The organism is Paraburkholderia sp. UCT70, from assembly GCF_050434085.1.
Taxonomy (GTDB): Bacteria; Pseudomonadota; Gammaproteobacteria; order Burkholderiales; family Burkholderiaceae; genus Paraburkholderia; species Paraburkholderia tuberum.
In genome coordinates this window covers 3035526-3054445 of record NZ_JBNPVZ010000002.1, presented here as the reverse complement: position 1 = coordinate 3054445, position 18920 = coordinate 3035526, and the positions used below count along the sequence as shown (strand labels likewise).

The following is an 18920-nucleotide window of genomic DNA, read 5'->3' as shown; positions in this document are numbered from 1 at the left end:
GTTTTCTCATGTACCTGACGATCCGCCACGACACCTCTTACCGCTACGAAGCGACGGTTCACTATTCGATCCAGCAGTTGCGCCTGACGCCCGCGAGCGGCGCCGGACAGACCGTGCGGCGCTGGAACATCGACGCGCCGGGCAAGCTCGACGCGACGCTCGACGCCTACGGCAACGTGCTGCACACGCTCGTCATGAACAAGCCGCACAACGAGATTCATCTGAGCGTGTCGGGTGAGGTGGACACGATGCCGCTCGTCGACGGCGTGCTGCGTGATCCGCCCGGCCCGATTCCGCTCGAGCATTTCACCTGCGCGACGCGTCTGACCGAAGCCGACGGCGCGATCCGCGAACTGGCGGAGTCGGTGGCGAATCTGGCGAGCCCGGCAAGCCTGCTCACGCTGTCCGAGCAGATCGTGCAGCGCGTGCAATACCGGCCCGGCGTGACCGAGGTCACGAGCACGGCCGCCGAGGCGCTCGCGCTCGGCAACGGCGTGTGCCAGGACCATGCGCATCTGATGCTCGCGTGCTGCCGCGCGCGCGGCGTGCCGGCGCGCTACGTGAGCGGATATATCGAACCCGGCGACGTACCGCATGGCGCGAGTCACGCGTGGGTCGACGTATGGCTCGACGGCAAAGGGTGGATTTCGATCGACGTTACGCATGCCGGGTTTGCCAGCGAGATCTACTGCCGGCTCGCGGTCGCCCGTGACTATGAGGCCGCGGCACCGGTGCGCGGCCGACGCATCGGCGGACTCGAAGAGGAGCTTCACGTGGCGGTGGCGGTCAGCGCGCAGATGTCGCAGTAGCCGCATTGCAACGCCAACGCGCGCGACGTCATTTAACATTCCTGCCACGTGTTCGGAATCAGTTGCCAAAAGGCTGCAAAAAAGGGCCGTAAACACGGATAAAAGGCGCCTGTGCGCCGCATTACAATAGCCCCGTTCCTTTGCCATCCGCGGATTCCTTATGACTTACTGCGTAGCGATGGCCGTCAACGACGGCCTCGTATTTTTGTCCGACACGCGTACCAATGCGGGCGTCGATCACATCAGTACCGCGCGCAAGATGTCGGTGTTCGAGCAACCCGGCGAGCGCATGCTGGTGCTGCTCGGCGCCGGCAATCTGTCGATCACGCAAGCGGTGCTGCACGAGCTATCCGAGCCCGCCGATGCCAGCGAGCCCACGCTGTGGAGCGTGCCGACCATGGCGGACGCCGCCCGCGTGGTCGGCAGCGCGGTGCGTCGCGTGCATGAGCGCGAGGCCGAGGCGATGCAGAAGTTCGGTGTCGACTTCAATTGCAGCTTCATTCTCGGCGGCCAGATCGCGGGCAACCGGATGCGCCTTTTCATGATCTACGCGGCGGGCAATTTCATCGAGGCGTCGGCCGTGAATCCGTATTTCCAGATCGGCGAGGCGAAGTATGGCAAGCCGATCATCGATCGGGTGCTGACGCCGTCCACACCGCTCGACGAGGCCGCGAAGTCCGCGCTGATCTCGATGGACTCGACGCTGCGCTCGAACCTGTCAGTGGGCTTGCCGCTCGATCTGCTCGTGTACGAGAAGGATGCGCTGCGGGTCACGCGGTTCGTGTCGATCGATCGCGACAACGCGTACTTCGACATGCTTCACCGCACATGGGGCGAGCGTCTGCGCCAGGTGTTCGCCGAGATTCCCGATCCGGACTGGCAGCAGTCGCTGGATGCGCCGTCGCCGCAGTCGGAGCGGGCGCTGGTGCTATATCGCGCGCCGGTCGGCGCCGATGGCGTCGAGCATGAGCACGATGTGTCGCCCGCGCAGATTCTCGCGCAGGCCGACAAGGGCAAGGCGCAGCGGCGCTAGCTGCGTTGGGTTCGGAGCGCGCGTCAGGCTCGCTCGGGCCCGCACCAAAACCTCAGGACGAAAAAAAACCAGCCATCGGCATCGCCTCTGGCTGGTTTCTGGTCTCTGGCTACGCAGCGCGTCAGCTGCGTAGCAGGTCCGATTCGAAGTCCGATTAGAACTTGTGACGGATACCGAGGCTGACCATGACCTGGTTGTTGGTGCTCGACTGGTTGCCGTACGAACCGATCGAAGCCGTGGACGATACAAGGCCACCACCGACGCCCGGCACACGCTGTTCGCCGCTTGCATGCTGCCATGCGCCGACCGCGTACAAGTCCGTGCGCTTCGAGAGCGAGTAATCCCCGCCCAGCGACACCTGGTTATACGTTGCGGACGCATCGCCGTGACCCTTCGTGTAGGCATAGCCAACACCCACCAGCGCTGCCGGCGTGAGCTGGTAGCCCAAATACGCGCGACCCACTTCGTACTTCTGGGTCTGACCGAAGGTCGATGCGCCGTCCCGGTAGTACTGCGCATTGCTGTAGCTCAGGTTGCCCGTCCACGGACCGGTCACGTACTGAACCGCGACCGAAGCGATGCCGATCGAACTCGCCGTAGCGTAAGCGGAGTTGATGCCGGCGAACGTCGGGAAGTTCGTGTTGAACGTCCCGGTCGTGGTGGTGCTATTCCAGCCAGACCGTAGGGTCGGGCTGCTTGCGTTTTTCGTACGCACGTAGCCCGCGGCGACGCTGATCGGACCCGTTGCAAACGTTGCCGCGCCCGCATACGTCTGGCCCGAACCCGTTGCACCGGCGACGCCGCCCAGCCCGTACAAGCCTTCGAACTGGAAGCCCGACCAGACCGGCGACACGTACTTGACTGAGTTGTTCACGCGGAAGCTGTTGTCGTTGTTGTCGACGTCACCCGGCGTAGTGAACGTGCTGCCGAAGTAGTTGTCGGCCGTCAGCGGCTGGACCATGTCGACCAGCGGGTCGTACTGACGACCAGCCGTCACGGTACCCCAGGAATCGCCCGTCAGACCGACATAAGCCTGACGACCGAACATCAGGCCACCCTGTCCGAGCTTGCCGGTGTTGACGTCAAAGCCGTTTTCCAACTGGAAGATTGCCTTCAGGCCACCGCCGAGGTCTTCCGTGCCCTTCAGGCCAAAACGGGGGGCTTGCAGGTTGCCGCCAAACAGTTGCACGAGGCTACCGCCATGGGGGGTAGCGTTGTTCACGTACTGGATCGATTCATCGATCAGGCCATAGAGAGTCACGCTGCTTTGCGCGTGAGCCATGCCGGAAACGCCGAGGAGCGCCAGCGAGAGGGTAGACAGTGCGATTCGTTTCATCCATTTCTCCACGCAGATGATTGTTCGTTGTTGCGGAAAGCAGAATAGCTCAGTGGCTCGGTGGGGTAGAAACGAAAAAAAAGAGTGTCGCCAAAAACTGACAATCGATGCAAACCCTTGTATTTAAAGCTCTCAACGATTGTTTCCATTTGCGCAACATTTATTGGTCTGATGCGCATTATTGTTGAATTGTTGATAGTGGCTGAGTGAATGAACGCACTATGAGCATCGATTTGCATGCTAAATGTAATCTAGTCGTCTACACGTCCACTCGTCTTTGTAGTGAAATCATAAAAGAGACGGCTGACGAAAGGACTAGACAGGCTGGACAGAAGGGGCGCGTTGTGTGTCCAAGCGCAATCGACTGGATTGACGGCGCAACACGTGCATCTATAAGGGTATGGACGGTAGCGTGGTGTGAAGCGCCCGCTTCAGCGCCGGTCGGCGCCACGGCGCGCCATGGCCGCGGCCGTGAGCCCCGCGGCGGCCGCGAGCAGCACCGAGGTCCACGGGTTGCGTCGCACGTAGCGGTCGGCGGCCGTCGCCTGGCGGCGCGCTTCGACGATGGCGCACGCCGCGAAACGGGTGGCTTGCGCTTCGGCGTCGAGCACCTTGCGCGTAACGTCCACCGCGGTCTCATGCGCGGAGCGCCTTTGCGCCGCCGCGTTGATTCCCGCGGGCAGCAGCGGCGTAGCCGTTTGGCCGGCAACACCCACAGCAGCGGAAGCAGACGGCGCGGCATTTGCCGCGACGGTCGATGCCGCCAGTACCGACGCGAGCTTCGCGCGGCTGCCCGGCGGCGACTCGCCCTGCATGCCCCAGCCGCCACGCGGATCGTGCAGCCGGCCGCGCGCCGCCGAAAACTCCGCGCCGAGCAGCAGCACCAGCGCCGAGAAGTACAGCCACATCAGCAGCACCGCGAGCGAGCCGGCCGCGCCGAACGCGCTGGCCATTCCCGCATGCGCGAGATAGAGCGCGAACAGCTTCTTGCCAGCCGTAAACAACACGGCCGCGACGATGCCGCCCACCACCGCATCGCGCCACAGCACCCGAGCGTCGGGCAGAAACTTGAGCAGTCCGGCGAACGCGAAGATCAGCACGAGCAGCCCGACGCCGAGCTGCAGCAGATTGCCGATTACGACATACGGCGAGTCGCCCCACAGCCAGTTGCCGATAAAGACGATCACCGTATCGAGCACCAGCGACACGATCAGCAGGAACGCGACGCCGAGCACGAGCCCGAACGAAATCAGTCGCACCCGCACCAGCGCGAGCCAGCTGGAAGTGCGCGGCCCGCTGTCCGGCCACACTAGATTGAGCGCGCTGTTCAGCGACGAGAACGTCGCCGACGCGCCGATCGCCAGCAGCGAGAACGAGATGATCGTCGCGATGCCGCCTTTGGCGCCCGCGTGATGCGCGTTCTCGACGATCGTCTGCACGCCGGCCGCGGCCTGGTCGCCGATCAGGCCGTTGATGTGGCCGAACAGCTCGCCGCGCGCGGCCGCCGGGCCGAAGAACCAGCCGGCCACCGCGATCACCATCACGAGCGTCGGCGCGAGCGAAAACGCCGCATAGAACGCGATGCTCGCCGCCATCTCAGGACAGCGGTTCTCCGCGAACTGCCGCAGTGCGCCCATCGCCCAATTGGCCTGATGACGCGCGGCCTGCTGGAGGTTCTCGCGAGAGAGCGTGTCGATGTCCATGATCGTGTCTGAATCGTAAGGGCGCCTTCAGGGTGTTTGCTTCATTGCATTTCGCAAACCTCGTGCCCGTCACTATACAAGTTAAGCGGCGCGCTGCATGGCCTGCTTTCATGGCCTGTTTCGCGGCCTGTTTCGCGGCCGCCCGCGCGTACCGCTAGAATGCAGCGGGTTAATGTCACCTTTCCGCTCATCATGCATTCGCACGAACTCGTACAGCAACTGGACGTCATCGAGCGCGACCAGTGGAGCGCGCATCTGCCCGCGCACGTCATCGAACAATTGCCGGCGCGCGGGATCACGGTGTTCGCCGTCACCGACGACGCCTCCGACACCGCCGCATTCAGCGCTCGCTACGGCTTCGGTCTCGAAGACTGCGCGAACACGATCGTGATCCGCTACAGGAAAGAGGGTGGCGAGCACTATGCGGCGCTCGTGTCGCTCGGCTCGCGGCGGCTCGACATCAACGGCGCGGTGAAGGCCGCGCTCGGCGCACAGCGGCTGTCATTCGCGAAGCGCGAGGCGGCGGTCGAGCATAGCCAGATGGAGTTCGGCGGAATTACCGCGTTCGGTCTGCCGGCCGACTGGCGCATCCTCGTCGACGCCGCCGTGATGGAGCGTGCGCAGATCGTGATGGGCGCCGGCGTGCGCGCGGCCAAGCTGCTGATGTCGCCCGACGTGCTGCGGCAATGGCCGCGCTGCGAGGTGGCGGCGCTGACGCTGCCTGCGGACGGAAACCCGCAACCTTGAAGCCGCACTGAAGTTTTCTTCCGTCGCGCCGTTAATCCCGACTACGACATGAAACGTTTGCGGCGTCCGTTCGCGCGGACAGCCGCCGACCACGACAAGGGATACGGAAGATGGAACGGTTTCGCCTGAAAGTGCGGCTGTGGCTCGCGCTCGCGGTGATGTGCATGGGCATTCTGGCGATCGGCCTGTGTGGGGCGTTCAAGACACGAGACACGATGATCGCCGATCGCGAGGGCGAGCTGAAAAACGTGGTCAGCATCGCGTACAGCGTGCTCGATCGCTACAACGCGCTCGTCGCGGCCGGCACGATGCCCCTCGCCGACGCGCAGCGCGCCGCGATGGACGACCTGCGCGCAATGCGCTACGACGGTGCCGGCGGCTATCTCGTGCTCGAAGACAGCCAGGCGCACGTGCTGATGCATGCCACGCGCGCCGACCTCGTCGGCAAGGACATGACCAACGTCACCGATCCGGACGGCCGCCACGTGTTCAAGGAAGGTTCCGAGCAAACGCAGCGCGAAGGCGAGGCCTTCGTTCATCTGCAGTTCCCGAAGCCCGGCACCGACAAGCTTGCGCCGAAGATCAACTACATGCGGCTTTACAAGCCGTGGGACTGGACCATCGTCACCGGCGTCTTCACGGACGACATCGACGGCGTGTTCTACCGCACCCTCGTGCAATACGTGATCGCGGCGGTGGTGCTTTGCGCACTCGTGTCGCTGGTGATCGGCGTGATTCTGCGCAGCATTCTGCGTCAGCTTGGCGGCGAACCGGCGTACGCGCTGCAGATCGCATCGCGTATCGCGGACGGCGACCTCGACGTGGTCGTCGACGCGAAGGCCGGCGACAGCACGAGCCTGCTCGCCGCGATGAAACGGATGCAGCAGCGTCTCGCGCAGGCGATCGAACAGATTCGCGGCGGTGCGACGCTGATTTCGTCGGTATCGAACGAGATCGCCGCGGGCAATTCGGACCTGTCGCGCCGCACCGAGCAGCAGGCGGCCGCGCTCGGCGAGACCGCGTCGAGCATGGAGCAGATCACCGCGACCGTGCGTCAGAACGCCGACAACGCGAAGCAGGCGAGCCAGCTCGCGCACAACGCGTCGGAGACCGCGGCGCGCGGCGGCGCGGTGGTCGGTCAGGTGATCGACACGATGCGCGGGATTTCACAGTCGTCGCACCGGATCGGCGACATCATCGGCGTGATCGAAGGGATTGCGTTTCAAACCAATATTCTCGCGTTGAACGCGGCCGTCGAGGCGGCGCGCGCGGGCGAGGAGGGCCGCGGTTTCGCGGTGGTCGCGGGCGAAGTGCGCACGCTCGCGCAACGCAGCGCGGCGGCCGCGAAGGAGATCAAGGCACTGATCGAGGAATCGGCCGCGCAGATCGCGGGCGGTTCGGAGCACGTCGGACGCGCGGGTGACACGATGCAGGAAGTCGTGCAGGCGGTACGTCGTGTCAACGACATCATGGGCGAGATCAGCGCGGCGTCGGCCGAGCAGACCTCGGGCATCGAGCAGGTCAACATCGCGGTCGCGAGCATGGATCAGGCGACGCAGCAGAATGCGGCGCTCGTCGAGGAAGCGAGCGCGGCGGCCGATGTGCTGAAGACGCAGACCGGGCAGTTGTCGGCGGCGATCGCGGTGTTCCGGTTGCCCGAGCAGCGCTAAAGCACCAGGCCGCATTGTCGACGCGCGCGAGAATTCACCGCACGCGCGCTCGCAGCGCGGTGCGTGTCTCACGCCAAGCCGATCCCCGCGCGGCTCAACAATTGGCGGTTGCGCTCCGACCGATTCTTCATGCGCAATTGCTTGCCCGCCTTGCGATAGCGCTCGGCCAGACCCTGCAACGCGGCGAGCGCCGAATGATCGGCGAGCAGCAGGTGACTGCAATCGACGGTCACGCTCGCCGGGTCGCGCGCCGGATCGAACAGCTCGTGAAAACGCGTCGTCGACGCGAAAAACAGCGTGCCGCGCGGCACATAGGTCTTATGGCCCGCTCGATCCTCGGCATGCGTGTGAATTTCGCGCGCGTGCTGCCACGCGAAGTTGAGCGCGGCGATCACGATGCCGCACATCACCCCGATCGCGAGATCGGCAAACACGGTGATGATCGTGACCGCGACGATCACGAGCGCGTCGTTGCGCGGCACCTTGCCGAGCACGCGCAGCGATCCCCACGCGAAGGTTTGCTGCGCGACCACGAACATCACGCCCACCAGCGCCGCGAGCGGAATTCGCTCGATCAGCGGCGACAGGAACAGGATGTACAGCAGGATCATCACGCCGCTGACGATTCCCGACAGCCGCGAGCGTCCCCCGAATTCAGGTTGATCATGGTCTGGCCGATCATCGCGCAACCGCCCATGCCGCCGAACAGCCCCGATGCGAGGTTCGCCGCGCCGAGCGCGACGCATTCGCGATTCGGCTGACCGCGTGTTTCGGTGATTTCGTCGGTCAGGTTGAACGTCAGCAGCGTTTCGAGCAGACCGACGATCGCGATCAGCACGGCGTACGGCAGGATGATGCGAAGCGTCTCGAGATCGAGCGGCACGTCGGGCAGATGCAGCGTCGGCAGATTGCCGGCGACATGCGCCATGTCGCCGAGCCTGCGCGTCGGCAGATGCAGCAGCTGCGTGAAAAGGCAGATGCCGAGAATGGCCACGAGCGCCGGTGGCACTGCTCGCGTAAGTCGCGGCAGCAGATAGACGATCGTCATCGTCAGCACGACGAGCGCGCACATCGTCGCGAGCGCGCTGCCGTGCAGCCAGGCTTCGCCGTGCGGCGTGACCGTTTTGAAGTGAGCGAGCTGCGCGGTCGCGATGACGATCGCGAGTCCGTTGACGAAGCCGAGCATGACCGGATGCGGGACCATGCGGATCAGTTTGCCGAGCCGCAATATGCCGAACAGCATCATCAGGAGGCCGCTCAGGATCACGGTCGCGAGCAGATACTGCGCGCCGTGCTCGACGACGAGCGCGACGATCAAGACGGCCATCGAGCCCGCCGCGCCCGAAATCATGCCGGGACGTCCGCCAAATAGCGCGGTGACGGTGCAGATAAAGAATGCGCCGTACAGACCCAGCAACGGATTCAGATGGGCGACGAGCGCAAAGGCGATGCATTCGGGCACCAGCGCGAACGACGAGGTCAAGCCTGCGAGCACGTTGCTGCGAATGCCGGACAGCCAGGCGGGCCGACCGGAAGCGGGACTAGCGGTGTTCATGTTCTACGAGGTGGCGCGCGAGCGCAATGCTGAGGCTTGTATGGGCTGCGCTGAACTGGCGTGGCAACGCGCGGCTGCGCGAAGGATTGCGTCCGCTGGGCGCGGACGGTTGACGAAAGGCGTGAATTCTACCGTTGCGCGATGAACGGCGCAGGCGAAGCGGGCGGGAACGCTATGGCCCGAACGCGCGGCGCGGATCTGTCGTGCAATCGCGCGGCGCGCTCGCGCCACAAATCCGCAAGAGGGAAAGCTTCGCTCAGATACTCAGATAATCAGCCGCGACACCTTCGTGCCCTCGAGCGACACGCCGGCCATCAGGCCGCCGTTGGTCAGCACGAAAGCCTGCACCGGGCTCGTCGCGGTCGACGAATCAACCGCGCCGTTCGCGCCGACTTTCAGCACGGCGACGGTCGCATTCGCGCCGACTGCCCAGCCCTGGCTGTGCATGAATTCGTCGAGCGCTTCCTGCGTCATGAACAGAAACACGAGCGCCTTCGACTGCGCGCCGATCTGCAATCCGAACGAGCCCGCGACCGTGCTGTAGTAGCCGACCGTGCGGCCGCCGATACGCATCGCCCCTTCACCATACTGTCCGCCGACCCAGAAGCCGGCCGAGATCACCGATGGAAACACCAGTACGCCGCGCGCTTTCGCAACGAGCTCACGCGCACCGTCGACGTTTTCGTAGAGACGCGCGAGCGTCGAGTCGACGCCGGCGTTGATCGTGTCGCGCTTGCCGGCGTTGGCAGACAGCGATGCGTTCGAGGACGGCGAAGTCGTCGTGCAACCGGTGAGGCTCAGGCCTGCGACGGCCAATGCAGCGCTGCCGGTCATGATGAATTGTCGTCTGCGCATGACGGTTTTCCTTTGCGTTTCTCACGCGTGTTGTACGTTTTGGAGGAGTGCGGCGAGTCGCCTGCTTTGCTTTGTTCTCATTTGCACGCGGGAGGTTCCTTGCGCGGTCATCGCAGCCAGGCGGCGGCGTGCCGCGACGTTCGCATCGCGGACGTCCACCGCTCAAAAAGCAGGTAGCGTGCCCAAGGGCCGCGCCGCCTTGCGCGAGAGCGGCGCGGCCATTGCAGTTCGGGTTTTTGCGCCGCTTTCCGTCACGCGTCGTCGCTACGCCGTTGGGCGAATGTTCTGGTTATGGCGGAACAGGTTGCGCGGATCGTAGCGGTTCTTCACGGCGACGAGCCGCTCATAGTTGGGCCCATAGGCATCCGCGATACGGCCGCCTTCCTCCTGCGTCATGAAGTTGACGTACACGCTGCCTAGCGCAAAGGGGCGCGACGCGTCGAAAAAGTCGCGCGCCCATTTGACACAGCGCTCGTCGTCGCGCGCATCGTCCCAGCGGCCGTGCACGTTCATCGCGTATTGCGTGTCGCGACTTGGGTAAGCGGTCGCGTCGACCGCCACGCGCTGCGTTTGCGCGCCGATCAACCCGAAGAAAATTTCGCATTGCGCGGACGGCAGTGTGTCGATCGCGCGGATCAGCGCGTCGATCAGTCCATCGTCGATGGTGGCGAGGTTGTGCGACTTCCAGTAGTTGCGCGCGCCCGGCGTGAGCAGCGGATCGAAGGCCTGTTGCCACACTTCATAAGGCATCGGACCGAGATGTTCGCCGAGCGGCTTGCCGAAGCCGCGCACGGCTTCCACCGCGGCTGGGCCTTTTTCGACCGGCCCGTTGTAGCACATCGCGAGCACGAGCACGGGTTGGCCGTGCACGTCGGGCGGCAGGAACGGCAGCGGTGGCGCGAGCCGCGCAACGGCCCAGACGGCCAGCTCGTCGGGCATCGCGGGCGCGGCATCGCGGTATTTAATCAGCGCTTCCTTCGCGTCGGCGAGCCGCAACACGACGAGGCCGCCATACACGAGCGGGCCGACCTCATGCAGCGCGAACTCGAATAGCGTAACGACGCCGAAATTGCCGCCGCCGCCGCGAATCGCCCAGAACAGATCGTCGTACGAAGTGGCGCTCAGGCGGCGCAATTCACCGTCCGCGGTGACTATGTCGGCCGCGACGAGGTTGTCGACCGTCATGCCGTAGCGGCGGCTCAACCAGCCGAAGCCGCCGCCGAGCGTCAGACCCGCGACGCCGGTCGTCGAGTTGATGCCGAGCGGCGTCGCGAGTCCGAATGCCTGCGCTTCGTGATCGAGATCGTGCAGCGTCGCGCCCGGTTCGACATAGGCGCGCCGCGCTTCCGGGTCGATGCGCACCGATTTCATCGTGGACAGATCGAGCACGAGGCCGTCGTCGCACACAGCGCTACCGCCAATGTTGTGGCCGCCGCCGCGAATTGCGAGCGGCAGGCCGTTGTCACGCGCGAAGGCGACGCCGCGGCGCACGTCGGCAACACCCGCGCAGCGCAGGATCATCGCGGGAGAACGGTCGATCATTGCGTTCCAGATGCTGCGCGCCGTGTCGAAGCCGGGCGTGTCGGGCAGCAGAAGCTGACCGCGAAGTCCGGATTTGAATTCGTCGACCGCGCTGCTGGAGATAGTAACCATGTTGTACCTCGTCGGAGAGGGGAAGGCGCTCGCAGAGCACTGCTCCGCAGACCAAACAAAAATGCGGGCGGTGAATGAAAGCGGATTGAGAGGTTCGGCTGCGTGCAGTAAACGGGGCGACGAGTCGAAGTCAAACAAAGGTTTACCCGCGTTCGTGGGCGATTCCGCGCGGTGGCTCGCGGGGACAGGCTTTGCGGCCAGGACAACGACGATACGCGGCGGTACCGCCGAAGATGGTGGGAATGCTCCGGGAAAAGCGTGCGCGCTGATGTGTTGGTTATCCGACGCGCTGGTGGTTGTGCCACGACACTTTGCATATGGGCGTGGCTCGTGATCGCGTGCGATCGAGGCAGACGTTCGACGACTGTGCGAGGTAGCGCACATCGCGACAGCGATTTTCGCGACGCACGCGCGTTGCCCGACGACGCGCAATGTTTCGCACGCGCGTTTCGGTGATTTTGATTGCGTTGTCTATTGGATTTCTCTCATTCGGTTTTCCTATTTTATTTTTATGTGCGAATGGCCACATGAATAAAACGAATGATGTGTAAATGATCCGTATTTGTCCGATAAAACCAAAGGCTAATTTTCTTTTTTCTGATCAGATTGCATTGAGCGCGATAGTTTTTAACTTCCTGTCTGAGGAATGTGGAGTAGCGGATTTAGCGGGCGGATCGTCGTTTAACGCCGCCTGACGGGCCGTATCGGCAATATCGCATTGCGTGGTCTAGCGCACGGTCGAGCGATTGCGCTGCGAATAACTTCAACGTCCATCAAGCCTCGCTGTGCGGCTCTCACGATCTCGTGCGCGCACGGCCAGCCGATTCTCTCGAAGCACGTCAAATCGAACCGGGGATTTTCCGTGAGAGAAGTGTTTAGTGCGAACGCATTTTCAATTCGCATAAAGCGAATCTGCGCAAAGGCTTTGACTTTTCGTTTTTTTTGACGAGCGGAGATTCACTCGTTAATTGGACCGGTCTTTTTGGTGAAATAATTCGGAGAGTGAAATGAAAAAGCAAAACGGGGACGCGTGGATATTGGGATCGCGACGGGCGGCTTTGGCGGTCGCGGTCAGTCTTTATGCGGCGATGGCGGGTGCGCAGACGAATTCGGGGAGCACCGCTGCGCCGGCAACGAATCCCGGAGTGATGGTGCTCGCCGAGGCTAGCTTGCACGGCGGATGTCCGTCGGGCGGCGGGCCGGGCTGCACGTCGCAGGGTTTCGGGCAGGTCGGGGCGGGCGCCTTCGGCGTCGCGGCGGCGGGGCCCGGCCCGACATCGCCCACCGGCTCGCCGGCGGGCAACGGGACGTCCTCGACGGGTACGGGCGCGGGAAGCGGTGGCGGGAATAGCTCGGCTAATTCCGGTCCGGGCGGGGTGGGCTCGGGAAATACCGGCGGCAACAACGGCAATGGCGGTGCCGGCGACAACGGTAACGGCGGCGCGGGTAGCGGTGGTGGCGGGAATGGCTCGGGGAATGGCGGCACGGGCGGCGATGGCGGCGGTAACGGAGGCGGTGATAGCGGCGGCGGTGATAACGGCGGGGACGGTGGTGGGGATGGTGGTCATGGTCATGGTCATGGTCATGGGCACGGTGGCGATGGTGACGGCGATGGCGGCCATGGCCATGGCCACGGTGGTGACGGTGACGGCGATGGCGGCCATGGTCATGGCCACGCTGGCGATGGTGACGGCGATGGCGGTCACGGTCATGGTCACGCTGGTGACGGTGACGGCGATGGCGGTCACGGTCATGGTCACGCTGGCGATGGTGACGGCGATGGCGGTCACGGTCATGGTCACGCTGGCGATGGTGACGGCGATGGCGGTCACGGTCATGGTCACGCTGGCGATGGTGACGGCGATGGCGGTCACGGTCATGGTCACGCTGGCGATGGTGACGGCGATGGCGGTCACGGTCATGGTCACGCTGGCGATGGTGACGGCGATGGCGGTCACGGTCATGGGCACGCTGGCGATGGCGATGGTGATGGCGATGGCGGTCATGGTCATGGGCACGCTGGCGATGGCGATGGTGACGGCGATGGCGGTCACGGTCATGGTCACGCTGGCGATGGTGACGGCGATGGCGGTCACGGTCATGGTCACGCTGGCGATGGTGACGGCGATGGCGGTCATGGTCATGGGCACGCTGGCGATGGTGACGGCGATGGCGGTCATGGTCATGGGCACGCTGGCGACGGTGATGGCGATGGCGGCCATGGCCATGGGCACGGTGGCGACGGTGACGGCGATGGCGGTGACGGTCATGGGCACGGTGGCGACGGTGACGGCGATGGCGGTCACGGTCATGGGCACGGTGGCGACGGTGACGGCGATGGCGGTCACGGTCATGGTCACGCTGGCGATGGTGACGGCGATGGCGGTCACGGTCATGGTCACGCTGGCGATGGTGACGGCGATGGCGGTCACGGTCATGGTCACGCTGGCGATGGTGATGGCGATGGCGGCCATGGCCATGGGCACGCTGGAGATGGTGATGGCGATGGCGGCCATGGCCATGGGCACGGTGGCGACGGTGACGGCGATGGCGGTCACGGTCATGGGCACGGTGGAGATGGTGATGGCGGTCGTGGCCACGGTGACGGCGGCCGCGGCGATGGCGGCCACGGCGCCAGCGGTCACGGCGACGGCGGTCACGGCGACGGTGGTCATGGCGACGGCGGCCACGGTGACGGCGGCCACGGCAGCAGCGGTGGCGAAGGCAAAGGCGGTTCCGGCAACGGTGGCCGTGGCGGTGAAGGCGGTGGCGGCCAGGGCAAAGGCGGTTCCGGCAACGGTGGCCATGGCGGTGAAGGCGGTGGCGGCCAGGGCAACGGCGGCTCCGGACACGGCGGCCATGGTGGTGAAGGCGGCGGCCAAGGTAACGGCCGTTCCGGCAACGGTGGCCATGGCGGTGAAGGCGGTGGCGGCCAGGGCAACGGTGGTTCCGGAAACGGCGGCCATGGCGGTGAAGGCGGTGGCGGCCAGGGCAACGGCGGCTCCGGACACGGCGGCCATGGTGGTGAAGGCGGCGGCCAGGGTAACGGCGGTTCCGGCAACGGTGGCCATGGCGGTGAAGGCGGTGGCGGCCAGGGCAACAGCAACTCCGGACACGGCGGCCATGGCGGTGAAGGTGGCGGCGGCCAGGGCAACGGCGGCTCCGGCAACGGAGGCCACGGCGGCCATGGCGGCAACGGTGGCGGCGAAGGCAACGGCGGCTCCGGCAACGGAGGCCACGGTGGCCGTGGCGGCAACGGCGGCAACGGCGGCAACGGCGGCGGTCAAGGCAGCGGCGGCCACGGTGGCGGCTACGGCGGCGGTGGCTCCGGCAATGGCGGCCACGGCGGCGGCAACCACTAACCAGTGGCAGGAGTCCCGCGAACCTTGCGGGGCTCCCAAGGGCGGAGGCCGGCGCCGCCCGGCCTCCACACCGACCGCGCTCGCGCGCCGCAGGGAGTTTCCAGCGAAAAAGCCAGCAAAAAAACCCAGCCAGCGAACCGGCAAACCAACCGGCAAAAAAACCAACCAGGCAACAAAGTGGACGGCCCCCGCCGTCCACTCAACTCCTCAACTCGATCACTCTCTGCTGTACCACCAGAAAAACCCTCTCCCCCAGAACGCGCCCCCTCTCACGCGCGCCTCCGGTAAAACTACCGAACGCCGGCAGCACCCCCCGATCGATCCCAAAGCGAAAGCACGGCACGCGCACTGAATCGGTCCGCGTCGCGATCCGATAGATCGGATGCACGTGCCCTGCGAGCACATACGCGTGATCGACCCCATGCGGGTGATGGCACAGCGCCCACGCCCCGATATGCCACGGCTCGCGCACGGACTCGACATCTAACGTAAGCGGCAACGCACCGGCATGCCGATCGTGATTGCCCTCGACAAGCACCACGCGCCTCGACGCATGCCGCGCGCGCCACGCATGCAACGCATCGAGCGTGAGCGTCGACAGCGACTCGCGCGCATGCAGCAGATCGCCGAGAAACACCAGCGTCGCCGGCTCGAACTCGGTGATCAGACGATCGATCCGCAGCAGATTCTCCGCGGTCGAACCAGTCGGCACTGGAATGCCGCGCGCGCGAAACACCGCATCCTTGCCGAAATGCGCATCGGCGATAAAAAGCGCGCGCAGCGCCGGATCGAAACACGCGCGCAAGCTCGACAGCACGAGAGGTCGTCCGCCGACGTCGATCGCGAGCGAGGTCGGCTTCATCGTTGCGCCGCCCGTTCGAGCTCGGCCAGCATTCGCTCGACGCGATCGGCGAGCTTCTCGGTGCTGACTTTTTCGCGCAGGCGTCCGACGATCAACGGAAACGCGAACGGGGTCGGCTTCTTGGGCCGCGTGAGCACGACGCGGTTCGCGTTCATTCGTTCGAGCGCAATACGAATGCGCCGCACGTCGAGTTCCTGCAGCAGTACTTCGGTATCGGCCTGGCCCAGCAGCAGATTGCCGCGATCGTGCTGACGAAAGATCTCGTAGAAAAGCCCGCTCGATGCCTGCAATTGCCGCGCGCTTTTCTGCTGTCCCGGATGCGCCTGAAACACGAGTCCCGACACTCGCGCAATCTCGCGAAAACGTCGCAAGGAGAGTTCGGACGAATTGAGGCTCGCAAGAATGTCGTGATCGAGTTCGTCAGGTGAAAGCAGGCCATTCTCTAATTGCGCGGGCCAATCGAAAGCCTGCGCGCACAGCAATTCGAAACCGTAGTCGTTCATCGAAATCGAAAACGTGCCGGGCTTGTCGCGCGCGACTCGCCACGCGAGCAGAGCGCCAAGTCCGATATGCGCGGTGCGCCCCGCGAACGGATAGCAGAAGAAGTGATGACCCTCGCGCGATTTGAGCAGCTCGACGACGAGTACCCCCGGCTCGGGCAACGCCGACCACTTCTGCTGCAATTCGAGCAGCGGCCGCACCGCGCGCAATTCCGGTTCGTCGTAGATGCCGTCGGCGGCGCGCGCGAGCATCGTCAATGTGGCGTCGGCGAGCTCGGACGATAGCGGCATGCGGCTACCGGCCCATTGCGGCATTGCGCCACGCGATGAGCTCGCGCGCCGCACCCACGCCGTCATGTCCTGAACCCGGATCAGTTCGAGCGCGCGGCCCGCCGAACGTGAACACATCGCCGGGCCTGAGCCGCGAAATGAACGATTCCTCGATTGCACCAATGCGCCCGCCCGATAGATACGCAACGTTCAACGTGCCATTCGCGACGATCGTGCCGATGTTGTTGCGATGCCGGCGCGCGAGATCGTTGCGCGGGACGCGGTACAGACCGTCGCTATCGCGCGCGACGCGATGGTAGTCGGGATATGCGCGCAGCGTCGCGCCGCCGCCTTCGACGAAACCCAGCGTCCAGTCGAACTCCTGCTGGGTCAGATCACGATATGCATAGGTATGCAGAAGTTCATCGTACAGCTCGAGCGCGTCGAAGCCACCGCCGATCGCAACGGTGACGAGGTGCTGCACCAGCACGTCGAACGGCTTTTGCGGCGTATCGCGGCTTTCGATCTGCTGCTTGTCGACGGCTTCACGCGCGGCCGCCGCTTCGATCAATTCGAGCGCATGCGTCGGCCCGATCGTCACGCGAGACGGCAAACCGGGCGCATGTCCCGAGCGGCCCGCGCGCTGCATCAAGCGCGCGACGCCTTTTGGCGAGCCGATCTGGAACACGCGTTCCACCGGCAGAAAATCGACGCCGAGGTCGAGACTAGACGTACACACGACAACCTTTAGCAAGCCGTTCTTCAACCCACGTTCGACCCACTCGCGTACCTGCTGATCGAGCGAGCCGTGATGCAGCGCGATCATTCCGGCCCACTCGGGGCGCGCCTCGAGCAGCGCCTGGTACCACACCTCGCATTGCGAGCGCGTGTTCGTGAAGACGAGCGACGTATGTGCTTCGTCGATCGCGCGCGCGACTGCATCGACCTGCCGCATGCCCATATGACCGCCCCACGGAAAGCGCTCGATCGTGTCGGGAATGATCGTGTCGACGATCAGTGCTTTCGGCAGCGCGCCGTGCACGCTGACGCGCGGCGTCGCGACCGGCGCGAGCAATACCTCGGTCGCGAACGACAGATTGCCGAGCGTCGCCGACAGCCCCCACACCTGCAAACCGGGCCGCCAATGCGTGAGACGCGCGAGCGCGAGTTGGGTCTGCGTGCCGCGTTTGTTGCCGAGCAATTCATGCCATTCGTCGACGATCACGAGCCGAACCTGAGCCAGTACTTCGCGCGCATCGGCGCGCGTCAGGATCAACGTCAGACTCTCGGGCGTCGTGACGAGCGCGGACGGCATGCGCCGGTTCTGCCGCGCGCGTTCGGCGGCCGACGTATCGCCAGTGCGCAGACCGACGCTCCAGGGTACGGCGAGTTCGGTCGCGGAGCTTTGCAACGCGCGCGCGGTGTCGGCCGCGAGCGCGCGCATCGGCGTGATCCACAGTACCGTCAGCGGTTCGGGATGCTTGCGCGGCGTCGACGCTGCACTGGTGAACGCGGCGAGCGCGCCGAACCACACGGCCCAGGTCTTGCCGGCCCCGGTGCTTGCGTGCAACACGCCGCTCGTGCCGGCGGCGATGTTGCGCCACATTTCGCGCTGAAACTCGAACGGTTGCCAACGACGCGCGGCGAACCATGCGTCGAGTTTGTCGGCGAACGGGCGGCGCGCGTCGTCAGGTGAATACGAGGGGAACGGTAGCGGTTCGAACGCGGGTTCGCGCGCATCGAGCCGCGCCTGTTGTGCGCGGCTGCGTGGAATCCGGCGCGGCCTTGGCGCGCGAACGCGCTCGTCGGAGGGGGCTGGCGCTGCGGAGGGATCGCAAGCGGGGTCGTCGGAATGGGCCGGCTCGGTCATCGAAAGCGCTCTCAACAAGTGTGGCAGATTCGCTTGCCGGCGACTCGCGCCGGACGTTCAAGTGGACCGCGGGGTCGCGCGACGGTTCAGCGAGGTTCCTGATGGGCGCGCAACGACCCGCGTCATCGGGCAATATGTGGGAGCCTCGGCCGACACCCGATCCGTTACAATCAAACGGACTACCCCACTGGAGATTCGCTTTGAAATCACTCGTTGCTTTGCTGGCCGCAGCCGTTCTGTCCTCGACCGCGATGGCTGCCGCGCCGACCACGGAGAAGCTGCCGTCCGGCGTCATCGTCGAACATCTGACGCAAGGCACGGGCCCGCAACCGTCCGCGACCGACGTGGTAAAGGTCAACTATCGCGGCACGCTGCCCAACGGCACCGAATTCGATAGCTCGGCCAAGCATGGCGGGCCGGCCACGTTCCCGCTCAATCGCGTGATTCCGTGCTGGACGCAAGGCGTGCAGAAGATGAAAGTCGGCGGCAAGGCGCGACTCACGTGCCCGGCGGCGACCGCATACGGCGATCGCGGCGTCGGCCCGATTCCGCCGAATACCGATCTGACCTTCGAAGTCGAACTGGTCGACATCGTCAAATAAAGCACGCGAGCGGCGCTAAAGATGCACTGACACCCGAGCCTCGCTGCGCCAATCGCAGCGAGGCTTTTTTATGGGCGCCGAATGGCCTGCCAG

11 protein-coding genes and 2 pseudogenes are annotated in these 18920 nt (G+C 64.9%); 5 read left to right on the top strand and 8 right to left on the bottom strand.

Annotated features, from left to right (window positions below; all coding sequences use genetic code 11):
* The first annotated feature begins 8 nt into the window (after positions 1-8).
* Positions 9-809 (top strand): transglutaminase family protein, encoded by an 801-nt coding sequence (locus tag OKW41_RS16355; RefSeq protein WP_429573169.1) that lies wholly within the window; start codon positions 9-11, stop codon positions 807-809.
* Between the two features lie 160 nt (positions 810-969).
* Positions 970-1842, top strand: a complete 873-nt coding sequence (locus tag OKW41_RS16350; protein WP_187631536.1) for a proteasome-type protease — start codon at positions 970-972, stop codon at positions 1840-1842.
* 154 nt (positions 1843-1996) lie between these two features.
* Here the strand turns inward: OKW41_RS16350 and OKW41_RS16345 are convergent, their stop codons facing one another.
* Positions 1997-3178 carry a porin gene (locus OKW41_RS16345; RefSeq protein WP_429573168.1) on the bottom strand — a complete coding sequence of 394 codons (1182 nt, stop codon included), beginning with the start codon at positions 3176-3178 and terminating at the stop codon, positions 1997-1999.
* Positions 3179-3609: 431 nt separating this feature from the next.
* Positions 3610-4881, bottom strand: coding sequence for a YhjD/YihY/BrkB family envelope integrity protein (locus OKW41_RS16340; RefSeq protein ID WP_429573167.1), 1272 nt, complete (start codon positions 4879-4881; stop codon positions 3610-3612).
* 192 nt (positions 4882-5073) lie between these two features.
* On the opposite strand from OKW41_RS16340, the gene OKW41_RS16335 reads away from it, so the two are divergent.
* Both OKW41_RS16335 and OKW41_RS16330 read left to right on the top strand, forming a co-directional pair.
* Complete coding sequence (locus tag OKW41_RS16335) at positions 5074-5628, top strand: YbaK/EbsC family protein (RefSeq protein ID WP_429573427.1); 555 nt, start codon at positions 5074-5076, stop codon at positions 5626-5628.
* 110 nt (positions 5629-5738) lie between these two features.
* A complete protein-coding gene (locus OKW41_RS16330) occupies positions 5739-7298 on the top strand; it encodes a methyl-accepting chemotaxis protein (protein WP_429573166.1) in 1560 nt (519 codons plus the stop codon).
* A 68-nt stretch (positions 7299-7366) separates the two neighbouring features.
* Here the strand turns inward: OKW41_RS16330 and OKW41_RS16325 are convergent.
* From OKW41_RS16325 to OKW41_RS16300, 6 genes and pseudogenes are all read right to left on the bottom strand, one after another.
* Positions 7367-8853 (bottom strand): annotated as a pseudogene (locus OKW41_RS16325) (SulP family inorganic anion transporter).
* A 264-nt stretch (positions 8854-9117) separates the two neighbouring features.
* Positions 9118-9708 carry a BPSL1445 family SYLF domain-containing lipoprotein gene (locus OKW41_RS16320; RefSeq protein ID WP_429444132.1) on the bottom strand — a complete coding sequence of 197 codons (591 nt, stop codon included), beginning with the start codon at positions 9706-9708 and terminating at the stop codon, positions 9118-9120.
* A 264-nt stretch (positions 9709-9972) separates the two neighbouring features.
* Positions 9973-11361, bottom strand: coding sequence for an FAD-binding oxidoreductase (locus tag OKW41_RS16315; RefSeq protein ID WP_429573165.1), 1389 nt, complete (start codon positions 11359-11361; stop codon positions 9973-9975).
* An 875-nt stretch (positions 11362-12236) separates the two neighbouring features.
* The gene (locus tag OKW41_RS16310) at positions 12237-14705 is read right to left on the bottom strand and encodes a hypothetical protein (RefSeq protein WP_429573164.1); all 2469 of its coding nucleotides are present in this window, start codon (positions 14703-14705) and stop codon (positions 12237-12239) included.
* A 217-nt stretch (positions 14706-14922) separates the two neighbouring features.
* On the bottom strand, positions 14923-15585 hold the full coding sequence (pdeM, locus tag OKW41_RS16305) for a ligase-associated DNA damage response endonuclease PdeM (RefSeq protein WP_429573163.1): 663 nt from the start codon (positions 15583-15585) through the stop codon (positions 14923-14925).
* Positions 15582-18225 (bottom strand): annotated as a pseudogene (locus OKW41_RS16300) (ligase-associated DNA damage response DEXH box helicase). The gene pdeM and the pseudogene OKW41_RS16300 overlap by 4 nt, the downstream one beginning before the upstream one ends.
* 251 nt (positions 18226-18476) lie before the next feature.
* Here OKW41_RS16300 and OKW41_RS16295 point away from each other — a divergent pair.
* Positions 18477-18827, top strand: coding sequence for an FKBP-type peptidyl-prolyl cis-trans isomerase (locus OKW41_RS16295; protein ID WP_373685682.1), 351 nt, complete (start codon positions 18477-18479; stop codon positions 18825-18827).
* The last annotated feature ends 93 nt before the right edge of the window (positions 18828-18920 follow it).